Below are 26,466 nucleotides of genomic sequence, written 5' to 3'. Positions count from 1 at the left end.
TTGCCATGTTGATCTACAGTGGTTCGCAGGGCGGTCAAATCCCCCACCTGAAAAACTATAAAACCGATGAACCCAAGGAGAGTCTCAATGCCCTACGTTCCAGTTGCAGAGCTCAAAGATTATGTCGGCAAGGAACTCGGACGTTCCGAATGGCTCACCATCGATCAGGAGCGCATCAACCTGTTCGCCGAAGCCACCGGGGATTTTCAGTTCATTCACGTCGACCCGGTCAAAGCCGCGCAAACGCCATTTGGCAGCACCATTGCCCACGGTTTCCTGTCGTTGTCGCTGATCCCGAAATTGATGGAAGACATCCTCATCCTGCCGCAAGGCGTGAAGATGGTCGTCAACTACGGTCTGGACAGCGTGCGTTTCATCCAGCCAGTGAAGGTCAATTCGAAAGTTCGTCTCAAGGTCGATCTGGGCGAAGTGACCGAGAAAAAACCCGGCCAATGGCTGCTCAAAGCAACGGCAACACTGGAGATAGAAGGCTCGGACAAACCGGCCTATATCGCTGAGCCACTGTCGCTCTGCTTCGTCTAAGCGTTCCGGATGCGAAGCAGCGCACGCTGTTTCGCGTCACGTCTCTATATATGCGACGCATAGCTGCGGCATACTCGGTCGCCTAATTGCCCGGATCCCGCTATGCGCTCACTCGCTTCCCTCGCACCCATTGCCTTGACCCTGATGCTCACCGCGTGCGGCGACGGCGAATCGCTGTTGCCCCCGGATGCGCGCCTGCCGGACGGCGGACGCTATCGTGGCGAACTGGTCGATGGCTTGCTGCAAGGTCAGGGGCGCGTCGATTATCCCAATGGCAGTTGGTACGCCGGGCAATTCGACAAAGGTCAGTGGCATGGTCAGGGCGAATGGCACGGCAGCAATGGCGAGGTCTATCGCGGCCAGTTTCAGCAAGGCTTGTTCGATGGTCAGGGCAGCCTGACCACCAACGCCAGCAGCTACACCGGCGGCTTCAAACAGGGCCGACGCGACGGTGAAGGCACCCTGAAAGAAAACGCCATGACCTACCGTGGCGAATTCAAGGCTGATCAGTATTCCGGGCTCGGTCGTCTGGAAATGGACGACGGCAGCTCCTATCAAGGCCAGTTCGCCCACGGCAAACCCAACGGCGAAGGCCAGCGCGGCGACTCCAGCGGCAACACGTTCAGCGGGCATTTCGTCAACGGTCAGCTGGAAGGCAACGGTACGTTCAACAGCGCTGACGGCGACATCTACGTCGGCGGCTTCAAGAACAATCAATTGCACGGCAAGGGCCGCTACGAAAACGCTGACGGCGATGTCTGGCTCGGCCAGTTCAAAGAAGGCGCGCTGACCGGCAAGGGCGAACTGATCGGCGCCGACGGCAGCCATTACATCGGTTCCTTCAGCGACTGGCGTTTCAGCGGGCCGGGCCGTTTGAACCTGTCTGATGGCAGTTTCTACATCGGCGGTTTCGACAACGACAGCTACGCAGGGCGCGGCACGTTGGTGCTGACCGATGGCAGCGTCATGAGCGGCACCTGGATCAACGGCCAGCGCGTGCGTGACGCCGATGGCAAGTTGTTGCCCGACACCCTCGAACTCGGTTTGCTCGCTCAGGGCCGTTTGCTCAATGAAGCGTTGGCCGCCATCCCGGCGTCAACCCCGGCAGTCGAGTTGTACACGCTGACTCTTGGCGGCGACGGCAAGCAAAGCGTGTTCCTGCGCGAATCGGACTTCGTCGCCAATATGCTCCGCACGCGCTTCGGTGCTTATGGCCAGATCCGTCTGGTCAACCATCGCGACCACCTCGCCGAGCGACCGATGGCCACCCGCGAGAACCTGCGCCGCGCTGCGCAAACCCTCGCTGAACGTACTGGCCCGGAAGATCTGCTGTTTATCTACCTGACCAGCCACGGCACCGCCGAACATGAACTGGTGCTCGATCAACCGCGCATGGAACTGGCCGACCTGCCCGCTGACGAACTCGCTGCAGTGCTGGCGCCGCTGAAAAATCGCGACAAGATCATCGTGATTTCCTCGTGCTACTCCGGCGGTTTCATCCCGGCGCTGAAAGACGAACGCACGCTGATCATGACCGCCTCGCGCGCCGATCGGGTGTCCTTCGGTTGCTCGGAAGAGGCCAATTTCACCTACTTCGGCGATGCACTGTTCGCCCAGGCACTGAACCAGACCGATGACCTGGAGCAAGCCTTCAAACTGGCCAAGGCCACCGTCGCCGAGCGTGAACTGGCGGACAATTTCGAAGCCTCGGAGCCGCAGATCTGGGCGCCGAAAACCGTGCTGTCGCACTGGCAAACGCTGCGCAAACAACAAGCAAGAAAAGCTTTGCAAAGTGCTGCATTGAACGACGGAGCGACAAAGAGCAACTAAGCTGAACAGTATCAAGGGAGAGACACTATGTACTTGACGCCTCAGCACGTATTGCTTGCCGGAGCCACCGGTTTGACCGGTGAACATCTACTAGACCGTTTGCTCAACGAGCCAACGATTTCTCGCGTGCTCGCCCCGTCGCGTCGGCCATTGGCGGAACATCCGCACCTGGAAAACCCGGTCGGTGATCCACAGGCGTTTCTGCCGCAGCTCAGCGGCCGCGTCGATATCGCCTATTGCTGCCTCGGTACGACGATCAAACAGGCAGGCTCCGAAGCGGCGTTTCGCGCGGTTGATCTGGACATGGTCGTGGCGTTCGCCAAACGCGCGCGGGAGATGGGCGCGCGGCATCTGATCGTGATCAGCGCGATTGGCGCGGATCCGAAGTCATCGGTGTTCTATAACCGCGTCAAAGGCGAAATGGAGCAGGCCTTGCGTGCACAGGACTGGCCGCAGCTGACCATTTGCCGGCCTTCGCTGTTGTTGGGCGAACGCACTGAACCGCGTCTGGCCGAGCAGTTGGCCGGGCCGTTGTCGAAGCTGATTCCGGGTAAATATCGCGGTATTGAGGCGTGCCAACTGGCGCGGGCGATGTGGCGATTGGCGCTGGAAGAACAGGATGGGGTTCGGGTGATTGAGTCGGATGATTTGCGCAAGTTAGGCAAATAAAGCAAAAGATCGCAGCCTTCGGCAGCTCCTACAAGTTCAAGTCGAACCCCCTGTAGGAGCTGCCGCAGGCTGCGATCTTTTGATGTTTACAATCCGCCAGTCGCCTGAAAACTAACGCCGATCACCGTCAGCAATGACAACGGCAACAACAACGTATCCAGCAACGCACTCCCCGGCAGATCCACACCCGGATAGCTCGGCGCTTCAGCCCCGAACCGATCCATCGCGCAGCACCCGCCATTCATCGCGTACAAATCCAGCCGCGTCCCGGAGTACACCACCGGCGCGCCCGGTTTCGCCGCATCCAAGGTGCGCGCCGTGGCGCACCCGGTCAGCAACACCACAAGCCCGATCACCAGCAGCTTATTCATCGCTGCTCAAATGATGCTCACCCCAACGCGGCAGCATGTCCTGCGGAATACCGAGCAGATTGAGAATCCGCGCCACAACGAAATCGATCAAATCATCAATCGTCTGCGGCTGGTGATAAAAACCCGGCGACGCCGGCAAAATGGTCACGCCCATGTTCGACAGCCTGAGCATGTGCTCCAGATGAATGCTCGAATACGGCGCTTCACGCGGCACCAGAATCAACTGGCGTCGCTCCTTCAACGTCACATCAGCAGCCCGTTCGATCAAATTGTTGCAGGCGCCCGTGGCAATCGCCGACAACGTGCCCGTCGAGCACGGCACCACGACCATCGCTGCCGGTGCGCCAGAGCCCGAAGCCACCGGCGACATCCAGTCTTCCTTGCCGTACACGCGAATCTGCCCGGCGGCCGCCCCGGTGTATTCGGTGAGGAACGCCTGCATCATCTGCGGTTTCGGCGGCAGCGTGACATCAGTCTCGGTTGCCATCACCAACTGCGCAGCCTTGGAGATCAAAAAGTGCACTTCGCGATCTTCGCGCACGAGACAATCGAGCAGGCGCAAACCGTACTGCGCGCCCGAGGCGCCGGTCATCGCCAGCGTGATGCGCTCCGGGCCGTTGCCCTGCGAAAAAGTGTTCATTGCAGCGCCTCGGCGAGTTTGCCGTGCAGGCCGCCGAAGCCGCCGTTGCTCATGATCACTACGTGAGTGCCGGGCTGGGCCTGGCTCTTCACGCGCTCGATGATGCCTTCCAGCGAATCGCTGACAATCGACGGCACGGTGCACAACGCGGCGGTGCCAGCCAGATCCCAGCCGAGGTTGGCCGGGGCGTACCAAATCACCTGATCGGCATCGACCACGCTGGCCGGCAAGCCGTCACGGTGGGCGCCGAGCTTCATCGAGTTGGAGCGCGGTTCGATGATCGCGATCAGCGGTGCGTCGCCGATGCGTTTGCGCAAGCCGTCGAGGGTCGTCGCGATGGCCGTCGGGTGGTGAGCGAAGTCGTCGTAAATGGTGATGCCGCGCACTTCGGCGACTTTCTCCATACGACGCTTAACGTTCTTGAACGCGCTCAAACCGGCAATGCCCATCGATGGCACTACGCCAACATGCCGCGCCGCTGCCAAAGCCGCCAAGGCGTTGGCAACGTTGTGCTGGCCGGTCAGTTCCCACTCGACAGTGCCTTGCGACACGCCTTCAAACATCACCTCAAATGCCGAACCGTCTTCGCTCAACAGTTTGACCTGCCACTGCCCGCCAGCACCGGTGGTCTGCACCGGCGTCCAGTAACCCATTTCGATCACCCGCTGCAAGGCAGGCTCGGTGGTCGGATGGATGACCAGGCCTTCACTCGGAATGGTGCGCACCAAGTGATGGAATTGCCGCTCGATCGCTGGCAGATCCGGGAAGATGTCGGCGTGATCGAACTCAAGGTTATTGAGGATCGCGGTGCGCGGACGGTAGTGAACGAACTTCGAGCGCTTGTCGAAGAACGCGCTGTCGTACTCGTCAGCCTCGATCACGAAGAACGGCGTGCCGCCCAGTCGCGCCGATACCGAGAAATTCTGCGGCACGCCACCGATGAGGAAACCCGGGCTCATGCCGGCGTGTTCCAGCACCCAGGCGAGCATGCTGCTGGTGGTGGTTTTGCCATGCGTGCCGGCAACCGCCAGCACCCAGCGACCTTGCAGCACGTGATCAGCCAGCCACTGCGGGCCGGAAACGTACGGCAGGCCTTTGTTCAGCACATATTCCACCGCCGGATTGCCGCGCGACATGGCATTGCCGATAACCACCAGATCCGGTGCCGGATCGAGTTGCGCCGGGTCGTAACCTTGCGTCAGTTGAATGCCTTGGGCTTCAAGCTGCGTGCTCATCGGCGGATAGACGTTGGCGTCGGAGCCGGTCACGTGATGGCCCAGCTCTTTGGCCAGAACCGCCATCGAGCCCATGAAAGTCCCGCAGATACCCAGAATATGAATGTGCATAGTCGACCTCGTAAAACATGGCCGCAGGTTAGCGTAGGGAGGGGGAAATCGCACTCTTTAGGTGATCACCATCACCCACCACCACGATCACTACCCCACCTGTAGGAGCTGACGAGTGCAACGAGGCTGCGATCTTTTGATCTTGAAAATAACAAGATCAAAAGATCGCAGCCTTCGGCAGCTCCTACAGGGGGATTTATGCAGTTCGGACGATGCCGTGTTTGCGCAGCTTTCTGTAGAGGGTGTTGCGACTCACGCCGAGTTGCTCGGCGGTGTGGGTCATATGCCAGCGCGTGCGCTCCAGTGTACTGAGCAACGCCAATCGTTCGGCATCTTCAAGTGGTTGCTCGGACAGAGCGGACTCCACCACTGGTGGGCGCACCTGCCGAATCATCGCCGGCAAATCGTCCACCCCGATCCGCCCCTCATCACACAACGCCGCCAACGTGCGCAGCACATTACGCAACTGCCGCACGTTCCCCGGCCAGTTGAACGCCAGCAACGCCTGTCGCGCCGGCTCTTCGATCAGGATCGTTTCGCCGCCCGCCTCTTCGGCCAGCAGAAAATCCAGCAACTGCGATTTATCACTGCGTTCACGCAGCGCCGGCAGCGCCACTTCCAGCCCGTTCAAGCGGTAATACAAATCCTCGCGAAAGCTGCCGTCCTCAACCCGCGCCAACAGATTGCGGTGCGTCGCGCTGATGATGCGCACGTTGACCGATTCCGGTTCGCCACCGATCGGCACCACCTGCCGATCCTCCAGCACCCGCAACAAACGCGTCTGCAAAGCCAGCGGCATATCGCCAATCTCATCGAGGAACAACGTGCCGCCATCGGCCTGCTGCAACTTGCCGCGCATGCCATCCTTTCTTGCGCCGGTAAAGCTGCCGCCGCGATAACCGAACAGCTCGCTTTCAATCAGACTTTCAGGAATCGCCGCACAGTTGAGCGCGACAAAAGCTTTGTCCGAGCGCTGACTGGCTTGATGTACAGCTTTGGCGAACGCCTCTTTACCCGAGCCGGTTTCGCCATTAATCAGCAGCGGCACATCCCGCTCGAACACGCGCAGTGCTTTGCGAAAATCTGCTTGCAGCGCGGCGTCACCCAGACAGATTCCGGACAGGCGCGGCGCTTCGATAATTTTTGCCAGCGGCATGATCGGCGCGGGTTTACGCGATTCACCGCGCAACACAGCAAACAGATGGCGCCCGTCACGGGTGCGCAGCGGCCAACTGGCGCTGGCATTCGCGCTGGCGCGGCCGAGCAACTCATCCAGCGAACAATCGAAGAACGCCTCGACAGGTTTCCCCAATAGCCCGCCGCGAATATGCCCGAGCAGGTTCAGCGCACTCTGATTAACCGCGCTGATCCGCCCTTCGCCGTCAAACGCCAGCAAACCTTCGCTGAACAGCCCGACCGACTCGGCCTGCAAGTGGAAACGCAGCAACCATTGGTTATCGAAACAACGCAGGAAGTAGCAACTCTCGATCATTTTCGCCGACAGATTGACCAGCGCCATGGTGTGGAACTGGCTCTGCCGCGAGACATCGTGACGGGCCGAGGACACGTCGAGCACCGCCAGCAGTTCGCCATGCGGATCAAACACCGGGCTCGCCGAACAGGTCAGGCCGGTGTGGCGTCCGCGAAAGTGTTCATCCTGATGAATGGTCAGCGCCTGACGCTCGACCAGGCAGGTGCCGATGCCATTGGTGCCTTCGCAGGCTTCGCTCCAGTCGGCACCGAGCCAGAGGCCGGCACGTTCGAAAATTTTCCGTTCAGCGGGTGCGGTGACGCAATTGAGGATCACCCCGCGCGCGTCGGTCAGCAACACCGCGTGGCCTGCGCCCGAAAGCTGTTGATGGAGGCTGCTCATTTCATTGCCGGCGATCTGCAGGACTTGTTGCAGACGTTCACGGCTTTCGAGGACACGCCCGTGTTCAAGCACGGTCGGCGCGATGCTTAGCGCCGGGTCGAGGTGATAGTCCTCAAGACAGCGCAGCCACGACCGGGCAATCGACGGATCAGCTCCAGGCCCGTGCAGGTGCGGTTTGCCCTGACTGACGGTGAGAACCTGCTGGGCATGGCGACTTAAATGGTTGTCGTGCATTTCTTATTGTTCTCCATATTCCCCGTGTAGGAGCTGCCGCAGGCTGCGATCTTTTGATCTTGATCTGCAAAAAAGCAAAATCAAAAGATCGCAGCCTTCGGCAGCTCCTACAGGGGTTGCTGTGGGTTGAGCATCCTCCAGCTCACGCACCATTGCAATGCTGGCAAGACTGCAAGGTCACAGGCTGTGCCAAAAGCGGTACAAACTGTCACCCCGCCTGTACCGATAGCGTCACAGCGCCATTCCGCTCGTCCGACAAAAACCTGCCAACCCCTTGATTTCACGGCTCCGCGCGGCAGTGGCCCGACCCTTGCTCTACGCTTATAGCAAGCGCACTTGCGCGTTTCTCTAATAAGTACAAAGCCAAGGAGAACATCATCATGCGTTACGCTCACCCCGGTACTGAAGGCGCCAAAGTCTCGTTCAAGAGCAAGTACGGTAACTACATCGGCGGCGAGTTCGTCGCGCCTGTCAAAGGTCAGTACTTCACCAACACCTCGCCAGTGAATGGCCAACCGATTGCCGAATTCCCGCGCTCCACTGCCGAAGACATCGACAAGGCACTGGACGCCGCTCACGCCGCAGCCGATGCATGGGGTTCCACTTCCGTGCAGGCGCGCTCGCTGATCCTGCTGAAAATTGCCGACCGCATCGAACAGAATCTCGAACTGCTGGCGATCACCGAAACCTGGGACAACGGCAAAGCCATCCGCGAAACCCTCAACGCCGACATCCCGCTGGCGGCCGACCATTTCCGCTACTTCGCTGGCTGCCTGCGCGCCCAAGAAGGCAGCGCTGCCGAAATCGACGGCAACACTGTGGCGTATCACATTCATGAACCGCTGGGCGTGGTCGGCCAGATCATCCCGTGGAACTTCCCGATCCTGATGGCCGCGTGGAAACTCGCACCAGCGCTGGCCGCCGGTAACTGCGTGGTACTCAAGCCTGCCGAGCAAACCCCTCTGGGCATCACCGTGTTACTGGAACTGATCGGCGATCTGCTGCCGCCGGGCGTACTGAACATTGTTCAGGGCTATGGCAAAGAGGCCGGCGAAGCACTGGCCACCAGCAAACGCATCGCCAAGATTGCCTTCACCGGCTCGACCCCGGTTGGCTCGCACATCATGAAATGCGCGGCCGAGAACATCATTCCGTCGACCGTGGAACTCGGTGGCAAGTCGCCGAACATCTTCTTCGAAGACATCATGCAGGCCGAACCGACATTCATCGAGAAAGCCGCTGAAGGTCTGGTGTTGGCGTTCTTCAACCAGGGCGAAGTCTGCACCTGCCCATCGCGCGCACTGGTACAGGAATCGATCTACGACGAGTTCATGGCCGTCGTGATGAAAAAAGTCCTGCAAATCAAACGTGGCGATCCGCTGGACACCGACACCATGGTCGGCGCGCAGGCCTCCGAGCAACAATTCGACAAGATTCTTTCGTACCTGGAAATCGCCAAGGGCGAAGGCGCCGAGCTGTTGACCGGCGGCAAGGTGGAAAAACTCGAGGGCAATCTGTCGACCGGCTATTACATCCAGCCGACCCTGCTCAAGGGCACCAACAAGATGCGCGTGTTCCAGGAAGAAATCTTCGGGCCAGTGGTGAGCATCACCACGTTCAAGGACGAAGCCGAAGCGCTGGCGATCGCCAACGACACCGAGTTCGGCCTCGGTGCCGGTCTGTGGACTCGCGACATCAACCGCGCCTACCGCATGGGCCGCGCGATCAAGGCGGGTCGTGTGTGGACCAACTGCTACCACCTGTACCCGGCGCATGCCGCGTTTGGCGGGTACAAGAAGTCCGGCGTGGGGCGTGAGACGCACAAGATGATGCTCGATCACTATCAGCAAACGAAAAACCTGCTGGTGAGCTACGACATCAATCCGTTGGGTTTCTTCTAAGCCCGACTTTTGATCGTGTAACGGCGTTCGTGAGCAAGCTTTGCTCCTACAGGGCTACGCAGGATCTGTAGGAGCATGGCTTGCCAGCGAAGGCGTCCTCAATAACACCACCCACAACATGCCTGGCCGCTCTGGCACGGCCCTTGCGTACCCATCATTCAGGATCTGCACCAAAACTGCCGCTGCGTGAACAGCACTCATCCACCTCAACCGCATCACCCGAAAGTCCAAAAAATCGAACAATAAAAAAGACGGCGAGGACTTATGACTTCAACCACACAGCTCAAACCCACACTCGGCACCCTGCACCTCTGGGGCATTGCTGTCGGCCTGGTGATTTCCGGCGAGTACTTCGGCTGGAGTTACGGCTGGGGCACCGCCGGCACCCTGGGTTTTCTGGTCACGGCGTTGATGGTCGCGACCATGTACACCTGCTTCATCTTCAGCTTCACCGAATTGACCACCGCTATCCCACACGCAGGCGGGCCGTTTGCCTACAGCCGTCGTGCGTTCGGCGAGAAAGGCGGATTGATCGCCGGCATCGCCACGCTGATCGAATTTGTCTTTGCGCCACCGGCGATTGCCATGGCCATCGGCGCCTACCTGAATGTGCAATATCCGGAACTTGATCCGAAGATCGCGGCGGTCGGCGCGTATTTCGTGTTCATGACCTTGAATATACTCGGCGTCAGCATTGCTGCGACCTTCGAACTGGTGGTCACCGTACTGGCCGTTGCCGAGCTTTTAGTATTCATGGGCGTGGTGGCGCCGGGCTTCAGCTTCAGTAATTTTGTATTGAATGGCTGGTCGGGCTCCAACGAATTCACCATGGCCTCGATCCCCGGGATCTTCGCGGCGATACCGTTTGCTATCTGGTTCTTCCTCGCCATCGAAGGCGCGGCGATGGCCGCCGAAGAGGCCAAAGACCCGAAACGGACGATTCCCAAGGCTTACGTCAGCGGCATTCTGACCCTGGTGTTTCTGGCCATCGGCGTGATGGTCATGGCTGGCGGCGTTGGCGACTGGCGTCAGCTGTCGAACATCAACGATCCGCTGCCGCAGGCGATGAAAGCCGTGGTTGGCAATAACTCGACGTGGATGCACATGCTGGTGTGGATCGGCCTGTTCGGGTTGGTGGCGAGTTTCCACGGGATCATCCTCGGTTACTCGCGGCAGTTTTTCGCCCTCGCCCGCGCCGGTTATCTGCCTAAAGGGCTGGCCAAACTCTCGCGCTTCCAGACCCCACACCGGGCGATTCTGGCCGGTGGCGTGATCGGCATTGCGGCAATTTACAGCGATGGTTTGGTTAATCTGCAAGGCATGACCTTGACCGCCGCGATGATCACCATGTCGGTGTTCGGCGCGATCGTGATGTACATCATCAGCATGCTCAGCCTGTTCAAACTGCGCAAAACCGAGCCGAACCTGGAACGCACCTTCCGCGCGCCGGGTTATCCGGTGGTGCCGGCGATTGCACTGTTTCTGGCGGTGGTGTGTCTGGTGGCGATGGCGTGGTTCAACACGCTGATCGGCTGTGTGTTCCTTGGCTTTATGGCCGCTGGCTATCTGTATTTCCAGTTGACCGCCAAGCAACGCGCCGATGCACCGACAGACGCTATGCTCGAAGGTATCTAGCTGACATATAAAAGTGCACAGCGCCCATTCAGGCACTGTGCTGGAACCCTGTAGGAGCTGCCGCAGGCTGCGATCTTTTGATCTTTTAAAAGCCAGATCAAAAGATCGCAGCCTGCGGCAGCTCCTACAGGGGATTATCGATTACAGGAGGATATCGTGGCCGCATTCGCCCATTCCGTCGGCGCCCAGACCTATCGCTTCGACAGCCTCAAGGACGTCATGGCCAAGGCCAGCCCGGCACGCTCCGGGGATTTTCTCGCCGGTGTCGCCGCGCTCAATGATGGCGAACGCGTAGCAGCACAAATGGCTCTGGCCGACATCCCGCTCACGCATTTCCTGCAAGAAGCGCTGATCCCTTACGAATCCGATGAAGTCACCCGACTGATCATCGACACCCACGACAAACAGGCTTTCGCCGTGGTCAGCCACCTTACCGTGGGCGGTTTCCGCGACTGGTTGCTCAGTGACGCCGCCGATGAAACCAGCCTGCGCAACCTCGCCCCCGGCCTGACGCCGGAAATGGTCGCCGCCGTGTCGAAAATCATGCGCGTGCAGGATTTGGTATTGGTCGCGCAGAAGATCCGCGTGGTGACGAAATTTCGCGGCACTCTCGGCCTGCGCGGGCGCCTGTCTACGCGTCTGCAACCGAACCACCCGACCGACGAACCCTCCGGCATCGCCGCGAGCATTCTCGACGGTCTGCTCTACGGCAACGGCGACGCGATGATCGGCATCAACCCGGCCACCGACAGCATTGCCTCGATTTGCGCGATGCTGGAAATGCTCGATGCGATCATCCAGCGCTACGACATTCCGACTCAAGCCTGCGTGCTCACCCACGTCACCACCTCGATCGAGGCGATCAACCGGGGCGTGCCGCTGGATCTGGTGTTCCAGTCGATTGCCGGCACCGAAGCGGCCAACGCCAGTTTCGGTATCAACCTGAATGTTTTGCAGGAAGGTTACGACGCCGGCCTGAGCCTGAATCGCGGCACCCTCGGGCAAAATCTGATGTATTTCGAAACCGGCCAAGGCAGCGCCCTGTCGGCCAACGCCCACCACGGCGTCGACCAACAGACCTGCGAGACCCGAGCCTATGCCGTGGCACGGCATTTCAAACCGTTTCTGGTGAACACCGTCGTAGGATTTATCGGTCCGGAATACCTCTACAACGGCAAACAGATCATCCGCGCCGGCCTCGAAGACCACTTCTGCGGCAAGCTCCTCGGCGTGCCGATGGGTTGCGACATCTGCTACACCAACCACGCCGAAGCCGACCAGGACGACATGGACACCCTGCTGACTCTGCTCGGTGTCGCCGGGATCAACTTCATCATGGGCATCCCCGGCTCCGACGACATCATGCTCAATTACCAGACAACTTCGTTTCATGACGCGCTCTACGCTCGCCAGACACTAGGCCTGAAACCAGCCCCGGAATTTGAACAATGGCTGGCCAACATGGGCATCTTCACGCAGGCGGACGGCAAGGTTCGCTTCGGTAACAACCTGCCGCCGGCCTTCCGCCAAGCGCTGGCGCAACTGGGATGAGTCGCATGGATAAACCGCCCGTCGATCCGCAAAACCCTTGGCTGGAACTGCGCCGCCTGACCCCGGCGCGGATTGCCCTTGGCCGCACCGGCACCAGTCTGCCGACCAGCGCACAACTGGATTTCCAGTTTGCTCACGCTCAGGCGCGTGATGCGGTGCATTTGCCGTTTGATCACGCGGGGCTCAGTGCGCAATTAAGTGAACGAGGGCGTGAGAGTTTGCTGCTTCACAGTGCGGCGCTGGATCGCAACAGCTACCTGCAACGCCCGGATCTGGGACGCAAACTCAGCGATGACTCGGCGCAAAGTCTTCGCGACTACTTGGCCGCGCACCCCGGCGGGGTCGATCTGGTGATTGTCGTCGCGGATGGCTTGTCGGCACTGGCAGTGCATCGCCACACACTGCCGTTTATCACCCGGCTGGAAGAACAAATGAGCGGCGATGGCTGGTCAATCGCCCCGGTGGTATTGGTGGAACAGGGCCGCGTCGCCATCGGCGATGAAATCGGGCAATTGCTCGGCGCGAAAATGGTGGTGATGCTGATTGGTGAGCGCCCGGGCCTCAGTTCGCCGGACAGCTTGGGGCTGTATTTCACCTACAACCCAAAAGTCGGTCTGACCGATGCCTATCGCAACTGCATTTCCAATGTACGGCTGGAGGGCTTGAGTTACGGCATGGCGGCGCATCGCTTGCTGTACCTGATGCGGGAGGCGTGCCGGCGGCAGCTGTCGGGGGTCAATCTGAAGGATGAAGCGCAAGTTCAGACGCTGGAGTCGGATGCAGGTCAGGACATGAAAGGAAACTTCCTACTGGATCCGCCGCCAAACTGAACCGTTTCTGCATTGCGTTTCTGATCCTGTTTGAGGCAGGATCGATGCACGGCCGCCAGGGTTTCCCGTCGCCGTCACAGCACGTGAAGACAGCCACTTGAAGGACGAGACCTGACATGCGGATTATCCAAGCGACCCTCGAACACCTTGATTTGCTCACGCCGTTGTTCGTCAAATACCGCGAGTTTTACGGCTCCCTGCCTTATCCCGACTCGTCCCGCGCCTTCCTCGAAAAACGCCTGCGCCGCAAGGAATCGGTGATTTATCTGGCGCTGGCCGATGATGACGACAAGAAGCTCATGGGTTTCTGTCAGCTCTATCCGAGCTTCTCGTCGCTGTCACTGAAGCGCGTATGGATCCTCAACGACATCTACGTCGCCGAAGACGCGCGCCGACAACTGGTCGCCGACAACCTGATCCGCACTGCGAAGAAGATGGCCAAGGAAACCCAGGCTGTGCGCATGCGCGTGTCCACCAGCAGCAACAACGAAGTGGCGCAGAAAACCTACGAATCGATTGGGTTCAAGGAAGACACCGAGTTCAAGAACTACGTGTTGCCGATCAGCGACGAGCTCTGAAGTCAAAAGATCGCAGCCTTCGGCAGCTCCTACGGGGCTGCGATCCACTCCCTGACAATTACTCACACACCGACATCCCTCGCTACAAAACCAACGCGCTTTTGATGTTTCAGGCCGTATAATCTCGAGCTTCCCAGCTTGTAAGAAAAACTACACCTCGCTGTAGGCTTACACGAAGTTATCCGCACAGGCCTGCCGAGTCGGGCCGCCATACAGGTGCCTCCATGGATTTCAACCCGCTCGACCTGATCCTGCATCTCGACGTTTATCTCGATTTGCTGGTTAACAACTACGGGCCGTGGATCTACGCCATCCTGTTTCTGGTGATTTTCTGCGAAACCGGTCTGGTGGTGATGCCATTCCTGCCGGGCGATTCGCTGCTGTTCATCGCCGGCGCTGTAGCGGCCGGCGGCGGCATGGATCCAGTATTGCTGGGCGGTTTGCTGATGCTCGCGGCGATTCTCGGCGACAGTACCAATTACGTGATCGGACGAACGGCCGGCGAGAAGCTGTTCAGCAATCCGAACTCGAAAATCTTTCGTCGTGACTATCTGCAAAAGACCCATGATTTCTACGACAAGCACGGCGGCAAAACCGTAACGCTGGCTCGCTTTCTGCCGATCATCCGTACCTTCGCTCCGTTCGTGGCAGGCGTTGCGCGTATGCCGTATCCGCGCTTCTTCGGTTTCAGTGTTCTGGGTACGATCCTCTGGGTAGGCGGCCTCGTGACCTTAGGCTATTTCTTCGGCAACGTTCCGTTCATCAAGAAGAACCTGTCGTTGCTGGTGGTCGCGATCATTCTGTTGTCGCTGATACCGATGATTCTTGGCGTGGTTCGCGCCCGTTTCGGCGGCACCAAAGCCCAATCGCACTAAGCGATGTGGTCGCTAAGCGCCTGGCGGCGTCGACGTATCATCGCCAAGCATCCGATTGCCGACGACATGTGGCAACGGGTGCGCCATCACTTGAGTTTTCTTGACGGCATTACTGCTGCCGAAGATCAGTGGCTGCGCGAAGCCTGCGTCCTGTTCCTCGAAGAAAAACACCTGACCGCCCTGCCCGGCGTCGAACTGCATCAGGAACAACGCCTGCTGCTTGCCGCTCAGGCGCAATTGCCGCTGCTCAATCTTGGCGATCTGAACTGGTATCAGGGCTTCCACGAAATCGTCCTTTATCCCGATGACTTTGTCAGCCCGCAACGACACCGCGATGCCAGTGGCGTCGAGCACGAATGGGATGGCGAACACAGCGGCGAAGCCTGGCAGCAGGGGCCGATTATTCTCGCCTGGCCTGGGGTGATGGCCAGTGGTGGCTGGGAAGGTTACAACCTGGTGATCCACGAACTGGCGCACAAACTCGACATGCTCAATGGCGATGCCAATGGCCTGCCACCGCTGCACGCGGACATGCGCGTCAGCGACTGGGCCGAGGTGATGCAGGCCGCTTACGATGATCTTGACGGTCAACTGGAGCGTAATCCTGACGCCGAGACCGCGATCGATCCTTACGCGGCTGAGAATCCGGCAGAGTTCTTTGCCGTCACCAGTGAGTACTTCTTCAGCGCACCCGATCTGCTCCATGAGACTTATCCACAGGTCTATGAGCAGTTGCGACTTTTCTATCGTCAGGATCCATTGAGCAGGTTGCGGCAACTTCAGGCCAGCGACCCGGTCTATCAGGCTCACGACTAAGGTCTGCGCGACCTTGAGGACTTTCGGTGAATGGCGTCGACGGCAGAATATGCCTATAATCGCCGCCACTTTTTGGTCAATCCGGCCAAGTGTTTTTGGTCAACTACGGGGGCAACGCCCAATGAGCTACAGCAAGATTCCGGCTGGCAAAGACCTGCCGAACGACATCTACGTCGCGATCGAGATTCCGGCCAACCACGCGCCGATCAAATACGAAATCGACAAAGACAGCGATTGCCTGTTCGTTGACCGTTTCATGGCCACCCCAATGTTCTACCCGGCCAACTACGGTTACATCCCGAACACCCTGGCTGACGACGGTGATCCCCTCGACGTGCTGGTTGTAACCCCTTACCCGGTTGCGCCAGGCTCGGTTATCCGTGCACGTCCGGTTGGCATCCTGAACATGACCGACGACGGCGGCGGCGATGCCAAAGTCATCGCAGTCCCACACGACAAGCTGTCCCAGCTGTACGTGGACGTTAAGGAATACACCGACCTGCCGCCTCTGCTGATCCAGCAGATCGAGCACTTCTTCGCGAACTACAAAGATCTCGAAAAAGGCAAATGGGTCAAGATCGAAGGCTGGGCCGGTGCAGACGCCGCCCGCGAAGCAATCACCAAGTCGGTTGCTGCCTACAAAGGCTAAGACGCTTCGACTTGCGTGATGCTTGAAGAAAACCCCGGATATCCGGGGTTTTTTTATCGACGTGAGCCAGCCGCTTAAACAGGCTGTTTATCGCTCTCTTGATATTGTTGTGACCTGTTTAATTTCCCACAAGAACGTCTTACATCCCGTCGTAAAATTCAGCCTGCTTTTGAACGCCCGGTTTATTCAAACCGCTCTGGCACGGCCGTAGACTCCGTGTTTATGAGAAAGAACACGAGCGGTCCAAGATTCAAGGCACTCCTGGAAGCAGCGAACATCTCCACCACGGGATTCGCAAAGTTCTGGGGCACGGAAGCCCAAAATGTCCACAACTGGTACACCCGGGGCGTCCCGGCGTATCGCATGGAAGAGGTCTCACGCCTGCTGTCCGTGAACAGCGAATGGCTGAAAACTGGAGAGGGCCACAAGGAGTCGCCGCGCCTCCATGCCCCTGCCAGCAATGGCGACACCTTCGACGCCCAATCTGTGCGCGGCGTCTATACGGTCATTGATCCCAACGACATCGACCTGGTGTTTTTCAATGAGAAACCTCTCACCGATACCGGCAAAACACACGTCATCGAAGATACGGATCAATCCATCCGCCTGCTTCGCGCGCAGCTGGATCAACTTGAAATAAAACACTCTGACGCTATCTGTGCACGCATGATCGGCAACAGCATGGCCGAGCGAATCGAAGACGGATCCATCGTTGCCATTGATCGAGGACTGACTCAGGTCGTCGATGGCGAGATCTATGCGATCGAACACGACGGGATGTTGCGCATCAAGTATCTGCATCGCATGCCGGGCAATGGCTTGCGCCTGCGTAGCCACAACAGTGCCGAGTACCCGGACGAGATCTTCCGTGCAGCGCAACTGGACGAGCAGCGGATTCATATTCTGGGCTGGGTGTTCTGGTGGTCGACACTGAGCAAGCGTCGGCCGGTGGTGCCGTTTCTCTAATGATCGTCAGTGCACAACGCTATTTCTGATGCTTTGACAGCTCTAATCCGCACTTCGGGCTGGGAATCTGCGGTAAAAATCAGTATCCTTCGCCCCACATTTGCGCATCGACCCGCCCTGCGGTTCTGATAGCGCCCGACGCGGCAGACCAACCTCTGACCAAGTCCCACAGCCGGACGCAAGATCCGGGTGTACGTTTTGAAGGCTGGCGCGGTTTACCAAAAATGAACCAAGCCAGTCCCCGAGAAGCCGGCCACAAGCCGGCTTTTTAATTGTCCGAAATAATCCTATCCCATCCGAGAATCCTGCCGATAGCTTAGCTATCACGGGCGTTTCAGGCTCATCCCTGTCCAATGGCGTTCAACGCCATTTGACCTCATCCGACGATGAAGTGGGGGGACAAGTGGGGGGGACAAAAGGGACGACAGGGGATATTCAATGGGTAAGCTGAATCCGAAACAAGTCGAAAACCTGACCGAACCTGGCACCTACGAAGATGGTGACGGGCTTCGCTTGGTCGTCAAACCTACCGGGCGCAAATCCTGGCTACTTCGCTTCCAACTGGCAGGCCGCCGCAGAGAGATGGGCTTGGGCTCCTTTCCTGAAGTCAGCCTTAAGAAAGCCAGACAAGATGCCAGCACCAAACGCACCCAATTGAGCGATGGCATTGATCCCCTTGCAGCCAGAGACATAGAGCGCGCAGCTCAACGGGAAGCCCAACGTGCAAGCGAAGCCAAGCAGTTGAAGTTCGAGATGCTCGCAACGGAATACCGTGATGCTCACGGCGCGGCGTGGTCGGAGAAATGGCGTAAAGGCTGGCTGCGAAAACTAGAACTGTATGCGTTTGATCACATAGGCAAGCTGTCCGCCGAAGACATCGGCACTCCCGAAGTGCTTAAGGTGTTGCAACCCATCTGGGCCACCAAGACCAGAACCGCTGACGAGGTGCGTGGGCAAATTGAGCAGGTTCTGGATGCCGCCAAGGCACGCAATCTACGACAAGGTGAGAACCCTGCTCGCTGGCGCGGCCATTTAGACAATCTGTTGAGCCGTGCTGAAAAGAAGAAGGCTCGGAAGCGTGAGCACTTTGAAGCTTTGCGTTGGCAGGATGTGCCGGAGCTGATGATAAAGCTCAGGGCAAACTCCACACCTCCGTCTTGGGCCGCTCAACTGCTGATCATGACCAGTGCACGCGCCCACATGGTCAGGTTCGCTCGTTGGGATGAGTTTGATTTGGAAGCTTGCACTTGGTCTCTTCCGGACGAGCGCATGAAAATGCGTGTGGCATTTGTCGTCCCGCTGGCCGAGGAGGTGATAAAGCTGATGCGAAGCATTCCACGAACTGAAGGTAGCCCCTATCTGTTCCCAGGCCAGGGTAAGTCAGGAGTGATGCATACAAATGCCATACGCACGCGTCTGCACAGCATGGAGTACGAACACATCACTCGACACGGTTTTCGCTCTTCATTTCGTGACTGGGCGGGTGAGTGCACTCACTACCCACGAGAAGTTTGTGAAATGGCACTTGCACATGACGAACGCGACCAAACTGAGGGAGCTTACTCTCGCTCCGATTTCCTCGACAAGCGACGCGCGCTCATGAAAGATTGGGCTGACTTTATCTGCAAGCCGACGGTTGATAATGTAAGAACCACTAATCCAGTTTAAAAAGAAAAGCAGCTCCTTCGAAGGAGCTGCCTCAACGACCACTCAAGGACGACGAAATCTTGCAGATTCAAACTAACAAAATAAAAATCACCACACGAACAACTAATGACATCGAAGCACCCAATCACACCACCATAAACATCTCTCTAGATTTCGATAATTGGGTTGCAACCCCTAAATCCCAACTAGAGCTGATCATCGAACAATCCACCTCTACAGAAAAACCTTTCCTATCAAGCCTAGAGGACTATCCCGAATACAAGCACTTAATCCGTCTCAACATAGAGAATGCAGCAAATGAGGTGCTTGAATTAGTAATCAAACGATACATGCTGCTTCGCAGAACTCTCTCACACGAAAACAAAGTCAATCTTGATAAAATATTAAAAGAGTATATAGAGACACGCCCACACTGCAAGGAAGACAAGGAAAAACTCAAAAACAAACTAACCATATTTTTAGGAAAAGAAAAAATCGCTGCCTTCCAACATATAAAAAATGCTTATTCGAGCATATCTCTCGCAATAGCAAACCACCAAATTTTAGGAGCCAATACAGCAATAAAAATATTATTCGGCGGCTTATACACACTTTACCTAGGCGATCAACGATTCTTCAATGAAAAAAATAAAAACACGCTCAGAAGTCGCCGCAGAAGGAGGCATTGCTCGTAACGAGCACTACTTCGCCATTAAACAAAAAGCTTGCGAGCTTCTTAATACACTAGCTCCGCAAGAAGGCTGGAGCCAAGAGCTAGACGCATATAAAGCAATATTACCCGAGATAAAAAAACACATAACGAAAAACAACATAAGGCGTCCTGCCCTGACCAGCATCGAAAAGACATTGAGACGCTGGATAAAAAATGATCCTATCGTTTCCGCTGCCGTTAAGATCGCCAATTTTCCAGCTCTTAATAGCTTGACTGATTGATATTAATACTCTCGCGGCCTTCCCACTGTTCGCTCGCCCACCTTTGGCGAGTTCCCTTTACCAAATGTTCTATTGTTCCCAGGCATGCAAGCACTTACATATCGATCCGCTTTCGTAAGATAGATTGCCGCCATCTCTTTAAGACTTCTCAACTTTTCCGCCTCACTGTAGTGAATCATCCCCACACCGCAGTGCCTGTACCTAGCTTTGTTTCCATTGCAGTTATAATAAACGCCCTTCCCCTGAGTAATCACATTATTCCAGTACTCACCTATCAGCTTTGCAATGACAATATCCTGCCGCACCTTCGCCCCATCTAAAAAGAACATCATGTGGTAATGATGGCCTTTCTCCCTGCCGTACTCAAGTTTCCATACATATCCCACCACCCCCAGATCAGGGCACTTATTTTTCAGATAGTCGATAAGCTCTATTCGATGCTGAACAATTTGCTTCGTAACAATACCTAGAGCGTCCAACCTATCACTCGACCGGCTATAATCTTCAACTTCAAGCTTCCCCTTTCCGTATGAGAAATCAACTCTTAAAACCAACAGCCTAGAATAACGCGCAAACAAAGAATCTATGTAACTCAACAGACCCGAATAGTTCTTATTAGCTGCCCGCAAATGCGCGGACATTTCCCGCTTGAATGCCCCGCCAGAAACACACTCTCTCACCGCATCAACAAACCGATTTAGCCCATGAAAACATTCAGGCAACTCTGACTTCTCCAACATGTATGGACTTGTAGGATTTATTTTTCTATAGCACTCATAAAAGACACTAACATAAGGATTCACCTTAAAGAGAACCATTCCTCTTTCAAGCTCAACATAGTTAATTGTAACCGCCAACACAATACTCTTTTCTTCCTTACTTAACACCATCTCACCTCGATGCTTGAGCGACGGCACACTAAATATATCTCCTGTCGCCTTCTCCATCACGCTTACAGCCCTCATGATCCTACTAACAGAATCAAACAGCATACCGTCCCCACTAAAACACGAGAACCCCGCCTCCTTTATTGGATCATAAAATTCCTCAATGGCCTTTTCCTTATAAGCATCGATAAACTCCAACTCATTAAAACTCATAGCCCCACCACATCCATAATCAATATAAAACTTTACTCACACTTACGACCTGCCATTCAGACTGATCACTCAACACCTTACACACCACCAAACAACTACAACCACTCAATATCCTCTAGTTATTACCTAATAACATATAAACCAATATCTACACACCAGCTTCAGACCAGAGATACCACAAATAAAACTCAACACACCGCCTAGATTGAGCCATAACAAACCCAACCATTTTCTTAAGTTAGTACGCGAAGAACTTACCTCTAGACGGGCTTATCCTGAATTTTTCTTCTAAGCTCACTTCCCTCTCAAAGTATTATCAACCAGTGATTCAATCCACTTGTTAATGCTCGATTCCAACCAGCCTACCGCTGAACTACCAATTTTCATCGGTTTGGGGAATGAGTCGTCGTAGCGCGGTGACGCAGGGTTCATCCGGTCATAAATCGTTGAACGCGACAAACCCACACGATCGAGCACCTGCTTGAGGCGTAGAACTCGGGGATGGGTAGTGCTGATTTCTGCCATTTCGTAAGCTCCAGACTACGTTGGTACGCGACGGGACTACTCTAAAGGGATTCCCTCGCCCAGAAAATTACCTGTGCTTTCGTAGAAGTTTTACAGAAACGCGTCAACACACCAGAAGGGGGCCCACTGCTGTTTACCTCGCGCGTGCGTGCGTGTGGAGGCACGTGCATGCGTGCGCGCATTGGCCCGTCCTAGAGTTAGTTCTCAGACAAGCGACTTAGTTCTCATGTCAATTACCAGCAGAAAATGTCTTTCCCTCATCTTGTCCGACCCGATCTGAGCCAGTCCTGCAAGATCCGAACAGATTCCAGAGCGTCACTCACAAGCATAATTCGAGCCATAACCGAGATTGAAAATTCATCAAAATACCCATTCAACAAAGTTTCAGTCATACATCACAACCCTGTACCTCTGTGCATCAAGCATCCCTCAACACTCGGCAGCTCAACATTCAAGCGGATCGCCTAGGCGACCTGCTTGATGAGCTCTATGCCCGTGTAATGCCTTCATCGCGACTCTCGACAGGAACCCTGCACATGACCACTCAATGCCCACGCTGTCACTCCAGCGCTGTCATCACCAAGGATTTCGCCAGGAAAGTCGGCGCCCTTATCGGCACCGTCGGTGGCACCGCCCAAGGTGTCACAGCCGCTCTGGGCGGTGCCGAGCTTGGCGCTGCCATCGGCGTCGTAGCCGGTCCCGCAGGTGTCGTTGCTGGCAGTATGGCCGGGGTCATTCTCGGCGGATTAGCCGGAGCGGCGACCGGCTGCATCGCGGGCGCCAAACTCGGCGAAGTCTTCGATGAGCGGGTTTTGGACAACTACGGTTGTCTCAACTGTGGACTGTCATTTAGCAGCCGTCATTCCGCTTGAGCTGCACATCTCCCACTAAACGCAACTGCTGGCCCCAGCTGATCCATCACTACCCCTATCCAATACCATCCCGCACGCCGACTGATCCCTGCTGAACGCTCAGCGGTCTCGTCGTGCGTCTATGAAAAGGAATTATTCCCATGGCTCATCTTGTCGAACAAATGGCCTACGTTGGCACTACCCCTTGGCATGGTCTGGGCAACCGCCTGACGCAAAAACAATCGCTCGAAGTCTGGCAACGTGAAGCCGGCATGAACTGGCAAATCCAGGACAGCCCAGTACATTTCAAATCAGACACTATCGGCACCCTGGGCTCGATCCACTCCTTTCCGGAACAGAAGGTGCTGTACCGCTCCGACACCAAAGCACCGTTATCGGTGGTATCTAATCGCTATCAAGTGGTGCAGCCGCGTGAGGTGCTGGAGTTCTACCGGGATCTCACCGAGGTCTCCGGTTACGAGCTGGAAACCGCTGGAGTGCTTAAAGGCGGTCGCAAGTTCTGGGCTCTCGCCCGTACCGGGCAAGGTACTGCCTTGAAAGGTAACGATCAGGTCAATGGCTATCTGCTGTTAGCCACCTCCTGTGACGGCACACTGGCCACCACCGCAACTCCGACTACTGTGCGCGTGGTGTGCAACAACACCCTGACCATCTCACTGAACGAAGCCCCCCACGCAATCAAGGTTCCACACAGAACGCGCTTTGATTCGCATGCAGTAAAAAAACAACTAGGTATCGCCGTCTCGCAGTGGGACGAATTCATGTATCAGATGCGAGCCCTCGCGGAACGCAAGGTTCAGTGGACTGAGGCCATAAGCTTCTTCATGGAGGTGCTGTGCGACACCAGCGCGCATGACCCCTTTCCCAATGTACTGCCCAACAAACGAGCAATGGAGAAGGTACAAAGCCTATACGAAGGTAAAGGTCGAGGATCTGATATGGCGTCCGCTCGCGGAACAGCATGGGGCTTGCTGAACGCCGTGACTGAATACGTGGATCATGAAAGACGCGCAAGGAGCTCTGAGTATCGAATGGATTCGGCATGGTTTGGTCAAGGCGCAGTTATCAAACAGAAGGCACTCGATGCAGCCTTACAACTCGTTGCGTGAACCATCGAGCCAAATCACTACCGAGCGCTCTCGCCTGCAGGGTGCTCGGAATCATTAAATCCCGCCCGCCCATCTAGTAATTGTGCCACCCATCCTCCAGTGCTTCTACGCGTTCGGATAGGAATACCAGCATGAAATATCCCAAGCTCAAAGTCGGTGAAACGCCCAATACCCATGTCATGGAATCGCCGATCACCGAAGCCGACATCCTGCAGACGGCTCAACAACTCGGGATGTATCGTCTGTCTAAAGGACGGGCGTTGACCGAGCGTAGGCTCGTGTTCAGCCACCTAGAAACGCTGCTGCAATTCCATGATTACGAAGTCTTTGCTTTGTTACTACTCGATATCGAGCACCGGGTTATCGGTTTCAGAGAGCTTTACAGAGGCACTCTGGAAAGTGCCAGCGTGCATCCACGGGAAGTGGTTAAGATAGCACTAGAACACAACGCTGCGGCTGTGATCCTGGTACATAACAATCCCTCCAGCTACCCAGAACCCAGCCAGACCGATCGCACATTGACCACGCCGCTTAAAAACGCCCTCAACATGGTTGGCACTCGAATTTTGGATCATGTGATAGTTGGTTATAAAGGCTGCGTATCACTAGCAGAACGAGGACATCTATAAGGACGCCTTACACTTGGCATGCTTATCTACCAAGTAGCAACTACGACTCCGACCGAAAACAAAATCACCTTAATTCAAGGAGTTTCTCATGGCATTTATAGTTTCCTGAACACACTTCTCGCATTCAGCGGCGTACTAGTAAGTAAGCGCTTCAGCCCCAGCGCTGACTATAATCGTGTTCTTGCGGCTCCCGCCGATATTGATCGCAGTAGGCATTGCCTGCCTTATCTTTCACTGGGTGCTCACGTGCCTCCCAGAATTAGGTCAACGGCATAAAGCAGACAGAGCCTTTGGGGAGCTCTGTCTGCTTTGGCTTTTTTTCTTTTCTTTTGTCGCCTGGGAAGACTTCTACTCGAGTATCACTCGGACTTATTGCTGCGCGAGTCGCACACCGACAAATTTGCAATCGGCGCTCATCGGCGCGATGTGTATTTGGACTCCACGCCGTGATTGCACTCCCTAATCAGACCTCCATAGGAGCCGTTTTCCAAACATCTCGAGCCAACGCCATGAGCATTCCGTGCCGCGCCTCGATCGATGCTACATCCCATGCGGGGAACGCCTGCAATTTCTCATTGATCCTGGAGATGGACGTGTTCTGTCCGACATTCGTAAGCTCGACCAGACTTCGCGTAAGATAATTGCTGCTCTTGCGGTACTCAGCCTGCTTCGCCGTGTAGAAGTCATTCCCGGCCACGATATTGATTGGCTTCTCCAGCAGGGCCAAATTGCCCAGCCGGTTCTTATAGTCCTCATAGACAGCATTCGGGTTTTCCGTAGCCCATTTTTCCCGCAGCTCTGCGGTTGGAGTACCCGGCAAAATGTGCTCTATTTCGAGTCTAGTGTACGGTTCCAGGCTGCCGGGTGTTTTGATACCGCTGAAAGCCATGTCGACATGCTGGGTCAACCGAGCCAGCAGATAGCGCGTCCGGTATTGCTGCATCGTGTACATAGAGAAGCGCTTCAGCGCATCGGACAGTTCCTGCGATTTTGCTGCCATATTGTTCTCAAAGCGGTCAGCTACGAACGCGTTAAGCGCTACTCGCTGCTTGGCCGGATCGACAACTCCCGCAATCGTCCTCAACTCGTCCGCCCACAACGAGAAACTCCGCTCTAGATCCTTGGTCGGCGTCTTGGTGAAGATGTAATAGAACAGGAAACTTTCTAGCTGAGTGATAAAGTGCTCGAACAGCTGCTTTGGCAAGGCAGCCGCCGCCAGCAGTAATACGTAGTGCAAGCTGAACGCACCACCTGCCAGCCGTTTGAGGCTGTCCATCATAAGACTAGGCTTGCCGTCGTTGCCCAGCCCATTCGCGAACGCCAGGTAGTGTTCGACGCTCCGAATAACTTTGCGTACGAACTCGAAAGGCTTGTTGCCATAGTCGCACAACGCAGCGTTGTCCTTGGCCACGAACCAGTCGTAGATCTCATCCTCCCGTACCACAGCATCGCCACGGTCGTTCTTGATGACATAGTTGGCCATCAAGAAATAGCGCAGGAACCGCAGTGGCTTCTCTTTTCCTTTTTCCAGCGGCTTGGTGATCTTCTTCCACTCGTCTTTTAGTTGAGTGAACTGAGTCTGTTTAACCTGCGTGAACAGCAGGTTCTTTAGCAAATCCATCGGGTTCAGGCCAACGCCACGTTCGTTGATGGTCTCGAAAATCTTCAGCGCACTGCTCACGTCCGTCGATATCTGGATAAACACCACGTTGTTGGCTAGGTACCCCCAATACTTCTTCAGCTTAATAGCGCCATCATAGTTGTCCATCAAATACCGGTAGAGCGTTCCGTATGCATTGATGAGATTTTCCAGCGAGCCAAAACTGGCGATGCCAGCAGCTTGGATGCCAGTACGGACAGCCTGCGGGTCGGTGTCGAGCTCCACCAGTTTTGCCATAACTTCACCAGCATTTTCGTAGCGTGGCTCTAGCTTCAAACTGGTTCTCGTCTCGCCGTCGCTGTCGGTGTAGCTGGTAGAGATCAAACCACTGACCGTCTGTCGCTGAGGCTCACCCTGAAACACATGCTTCAGGGCACAGAGCAGCAAGAAGAATGTGGTCAAACGCTGCTGGCCGTCGATCACCTCGTAGTGATTTTTCTGATCAGTCGGCGAAACCAGGACCGTTCCGATGAAGTATTCCCGCGTCGAACCCGCATCGATCTGCTCGTTGATATCTTCAAGAAGCTGGTGCACTTCCTTGTCCGTCCAGACATATTCACGCTGGTAGTCTGGGACAATGTAGAAGCACTCCCGGAAGGCTTCCTCGATACTGTATTTGTGGTTCTCTATACGGGCCATACTATTCCTTTATTCTTCACATCG

General features: G+C 56.0%; 25 protein-coding genes. 18 read left to right on the top strand and 7 right to left on the bottom strand.

All coding sequences use genetic code 11. The features are described from left to right. The first annotated feature begins 87 nt into the window (after positions 1-87). The 3 genes from ACIP66_RS18570 to ACIP66_RS18560 all read left to right on the top strand — a co-directional run bounded on the left by ACIP66_RS18570 (position 88) and on the right by ACIP66_RS18560 (position 3,042). Complete coding sequence (locus tag ACIP66_RS18570; protein WP_282358506.1) at positions 88-543, top strand: MaoC family dehydratase; 456 nt, start codon at positions 88-90, stop codon at positions 541-543. A 102-nt stretch (positions 544-645) separates the two neighbouring features. Further along, positions 646-2,373, top strand: coding sequence for a C13 family peptidase (locus ACIP66_RS18565; protein WP_400649799.1), 1,728 nt, complete (start codon positions 646-648; stop codon positions 2,371-2,373). Positions 2,374-2,400: 27 nt separating this feature from the next. After that, a complete protein-coding gene (locus tag ACIP66_RS18560) occupies positions 2,401-3,042 on the top strand; it encodes an oxidoreductase (protein ID WP_053124198.1) in 642 nt (213 codons plus the stop codon). Positions 3,043-3,128: 86 nt separating this feature from the next. Here ACIP66_RS18560 and ACIP66_RS18555 read toward each other — a convergent pair whose 3' ends face one another. From ACIP66_RS18555 to ACIP66_RS18540, 4 genes are all read right to left on the bottom strand, one after another. Continuing rightward, positions 3,129-3,413: a YceK/YidQ family lipoprotein gene (locus ACIP66_RS18555; protein WP_400649795.1), complete on the bottom strand. Its 285-nt coding sequence runs from the start codon at positions 3,411-3,413 to the stop codon at positions 3,129-3,131. Continuing rightward, a complete protein-coding gene (gene ubiX, locus ACIP66_RS18550; protein WP_400649792.1) occupies positions 3,406-4,053 on the bottom strand; it encodes a flavin prenyltransferase UbiX in 648 nt (215 codons plus the stop codon). Before ubiX ends, ACIP66_RS18555 begins: the two co-directional genes overlap by 8 nt. Beyond that, positions 4,050-5,399, bottom strand: coding sequence for a UDP-N-acetylmuramate:L-alanyl-gamma-D-glutamyl-meso-diaminopimelate ligase (gene mpl, locus ACIP66_RS18545; RefSeq protein WP_400649790.1), 1,350 nt, complete (start codon positions 5,397-5,399; stop codon positions 4,050-4,052). Before mpl ends, ubiX begins: the two co-directional genes overlap by 4 nt. Positions 5,400-5,595: 196 nt before the next feature. Further along, positions 5,596-7,506 (bottom strand): sigma-54-dependent Fis family transcriptional regulator, encoded by a 1,911-nt coding sequence (locus tag ACIP66_RS18540; RefSeq protein ID WP_400649787.1) that lies wholly within the window; start codon positions 7,504-7,506, stop codon positions 5,596-5,598. 380 nt (positions 7,507-7,886) lie between these two features. Here ACIP66_RS18540 and ACIP66_RS18535 point away from each other — a divergent pair, with 380 nt between their 5' ends. The 12 genes from ACIP66_RS18535 to ACIP66_RS18480 all read left to right on the top strand — a co-directional run bounded on the left by ACIP66_RS18535 (position 7,887) and on the right by ACIP66_RS18480 (position 19,908). Continuing rightward, positions 7,887-9,407 (top strand): aldehyde dehydrogenase family protein, encoded by a 1,521-nt coding sequence (locus tag ACIP66_RS18535; protein ID WP_008083670.1) that lies wholly within the window; start codon positions 7,887-7,889, stop codon positions 9,405-9,407. Positions 9,408-9,671: 264 nt separating this feature from the next. Then, complete coding sequence (gene eat / locus ACIP66_RS18530) at positions 9,672-11,042, top strand: ethanolamine permease (RefSeq protein ID WP_053124206.1); 1,371 nt, start codon at positions 9,672-9,674, stop codon at positions 11,040-11,042. Between the two features lie 156 nt (positions 11,043-11,198). Then, on the top strand, positions 11,199-12,593 hold the full coding sequence (locus tag ACIP66_RS18525; RefSeq protein ID WP_053124208.1) for an ethanolamine ammonia-lyase subunit EutB: 1,395 nt from the start codon (positions 11,199-11,201) through the stop codon (positions 12,591-12,593). After that, positions 12,590-13,423, top strand: a complete 834-nt coding sequence (eutC, locus tag ACIP66_RS18520) for an ethanolamine ammonia-lyase subunit EutC (protein ID WP_400649782.1) — start codon at positions 12,590-12,592, stop codon at positions 13,421-13,423. The genes ACIP66_RS18525 and eutC overlap by 4 nt, the downstream gene beginning before the upstream one ends. A 116-nt stretch (positions 13,424-13,539) precedes the next feature. Beyond that, positions 13,540-14,001, top strand: coding sequence for an N-acetyltransferase (locus ACIP66_RS18515; protein ID WP_003228592.1), 462 nt, complete (start codon positions 13,540-13,542; stop codon positions 13,999-14,001). A gap of 224 nt (positions 14,002-14,225) precedes the next feature. Continuing rightward, a complete protein-coding gene (locus ACIP66_RS18510; RefSeq protein WP_400649779.1) occupies positions 14,226-14,876 on the top strand; it encodes a DedA family protein in 651 nt (216 codons plus the stop codon). A gap of 3 nt (positions 14,877-14,879) precedes the next feature. After that, positions 14,880-15,692 (top strand): zinc-dependent peptidase, encoded by an 813-nt coding sequence (locus tag ACIP66_RS18505; protein ID WP_400649777.1) that lies wholly within the window; start codon positions 14,880-14,882, stop codon positions 15,690-15,692. Positions 15,693-15,813: 121 nt separating this feature from the next. Continuing rightward, positions 15,814-16,341 (top strand): inorganic diphosphatase, encoded by a 528-nt coding sequence (gene ppa / locus ACIP66_RS18500; RefSeq protein ID WP_003205933.1) that lies wholly within the window; start codon positions 15,814-15,816, stop codon positions 16,339-16,341. A gap of 222 nt (positions 16,342-16,563) precedes the next feature. Further along, positions 16,564-17,307: a helix-turn-helix transcriptional regulator gene (locus ACIP66_RS18495; RefSeq protein ID WP_053124215.1), complete on the top strand. Its 744-nt coding sequence runs from the start codon at positions 16,564-16,566 to the stop codon at positions 17,305-17,307. Between the two features lie 438 nt (positions 17,308-17,745). Next, positions 17,746-18,975, top strand: a complete 1,230-nt coding sequence (locus ACIP66_RS18490; protein WP_400649774.1) for a tyrosine-type recombinase/integrase — start codon at positions 17,746-17,748, stop codon at positions 18,973-18,975. Between the two features lie 59 nt (positions 18,976-19,034). Next, complete coding sequence (locus ACIP66_RS18485; RefSeq protein ID WP_400649772.1) at positions 19,035-19,649, top strand: hypothetical protein; 615 nt, start codon at positions 19,035-19,037, stop codon at positions 19,647-19,649. Beyond that, positions 19,594-19,908 carry a hypothetical protein gene (locus ACIP66_RS18480; protein WP_400649769.1) on the top strand — a complete coding sequence of 105 codons (315 nt, stop codon included), beginning with the start codon at positions 19,594-19,596 and terminating at the stop codon, positions 19,906-19,908. Before ACIP66_RS18485 ends, ACIP66_RS18480 begins: the two co-directional genes overlap by 56 nt. Before the next feature lie 2 nt (positions 19,909-19,910). Here the strand turns inward: ACIP66_RS18480 and ACIP66_RS18475 are convergent, their stop codons facing one another. Next, positions 19,911-21,008, bottom strand: coding sequence for an inovirus-type Gp2 protein (locus ACIP66_RS18475; RefSeq protein WP_400649767.1), 1,098 nt, complete (start codon positions 21,006-21,008; stop codon positions 19,911-19,913). 294 nt (positions 21,009-21,302) lie between these two features. After that, on the bottom strand, positions 21,303-21,533 hold the full coding sequence (locus tag ACIP66_RS18470; protein ID WP_073452056.1) for an AlpA family transcriptional regulator: 231 nt from the start codon (positions 21,531-21,533) through the stop codon (positions 21,303-21,305). Between the two features lie 536 nt (positions 21,534-22,069). Here ACIP66_RS18470 and ACIP66_RS18465 point away from each other — a divergent pair. The 3 genes from ACIP66_RS18465 (at position 22,070) to ACIP66_RS18455 (ending at position 24,143) form a co-directional block, all read left to right on the top strand. Then, complete coding sequence (locus ACIP66_RS18465; RefSeq protein ID WP_400649764.1) at positions 22,070-22,405, top strand: hypothetical protein; 336 nt, start codon at positions 22,070-22,072, stop codon at positions 22,403-22,405. A 140-nt stretch (positions 22,406-22,545) separates the two neighbouring features. Next, on the top strand, positions 22,546-23,514 hold the full coding sequence (locus ACIP66_RS18460) for a DUF932 domain-containing protein (RefSeq protein WP_400649762.1): 969 nt from the start codon (positions 22,546-22,548) through the stop codon (positions 23,512-23,514). A gap of 131 nt (positions 23,515-23,645) precedes the next feature. Beyond that, entirely contained in the window at positions 23,646-24,143 is a 498-nt protein-coding gene (locus ACIP66_RS18455; RefSeq protein WP_400649759.1) for a JAB domain-containing protein, read from the top strand. Between the two features lie 463 nt (positions 24,144-24,606). Here the strand turns inward: ACIP66_RS18455 and ACIP66_RS18450 are convergent, their stop codons facing one another. Further along, a complete protein-coding gene (locus ACIP66_RS18450) occupies positions 24,607-26,442 on the bottom strand; it encodes a DUF262 domain-containing protein (protein WP_400649757.1) in 1,836 nt (611 codons plus the stop codon). Positions 26,443-26,466: the final 24 nt, after the last annotated feature.

The organism is Pseudomonas sp. NPDC088429 (genome assembly GCF_044753305.1).
In the GTDB taxonomy this organism is placed as follows: Bacteria; Pseudomonadota; Gammaproteobacteria; order Pseudomonadales; family Pseudomonadaceae; genus Aquipseudomonas; species Aquipseudomonas rustica.
The sequence above is the reverse complement of the archived record's forward strand: the minus strand, read 5'-3'. Positions and strand labels throughout refer to the sequence as shown.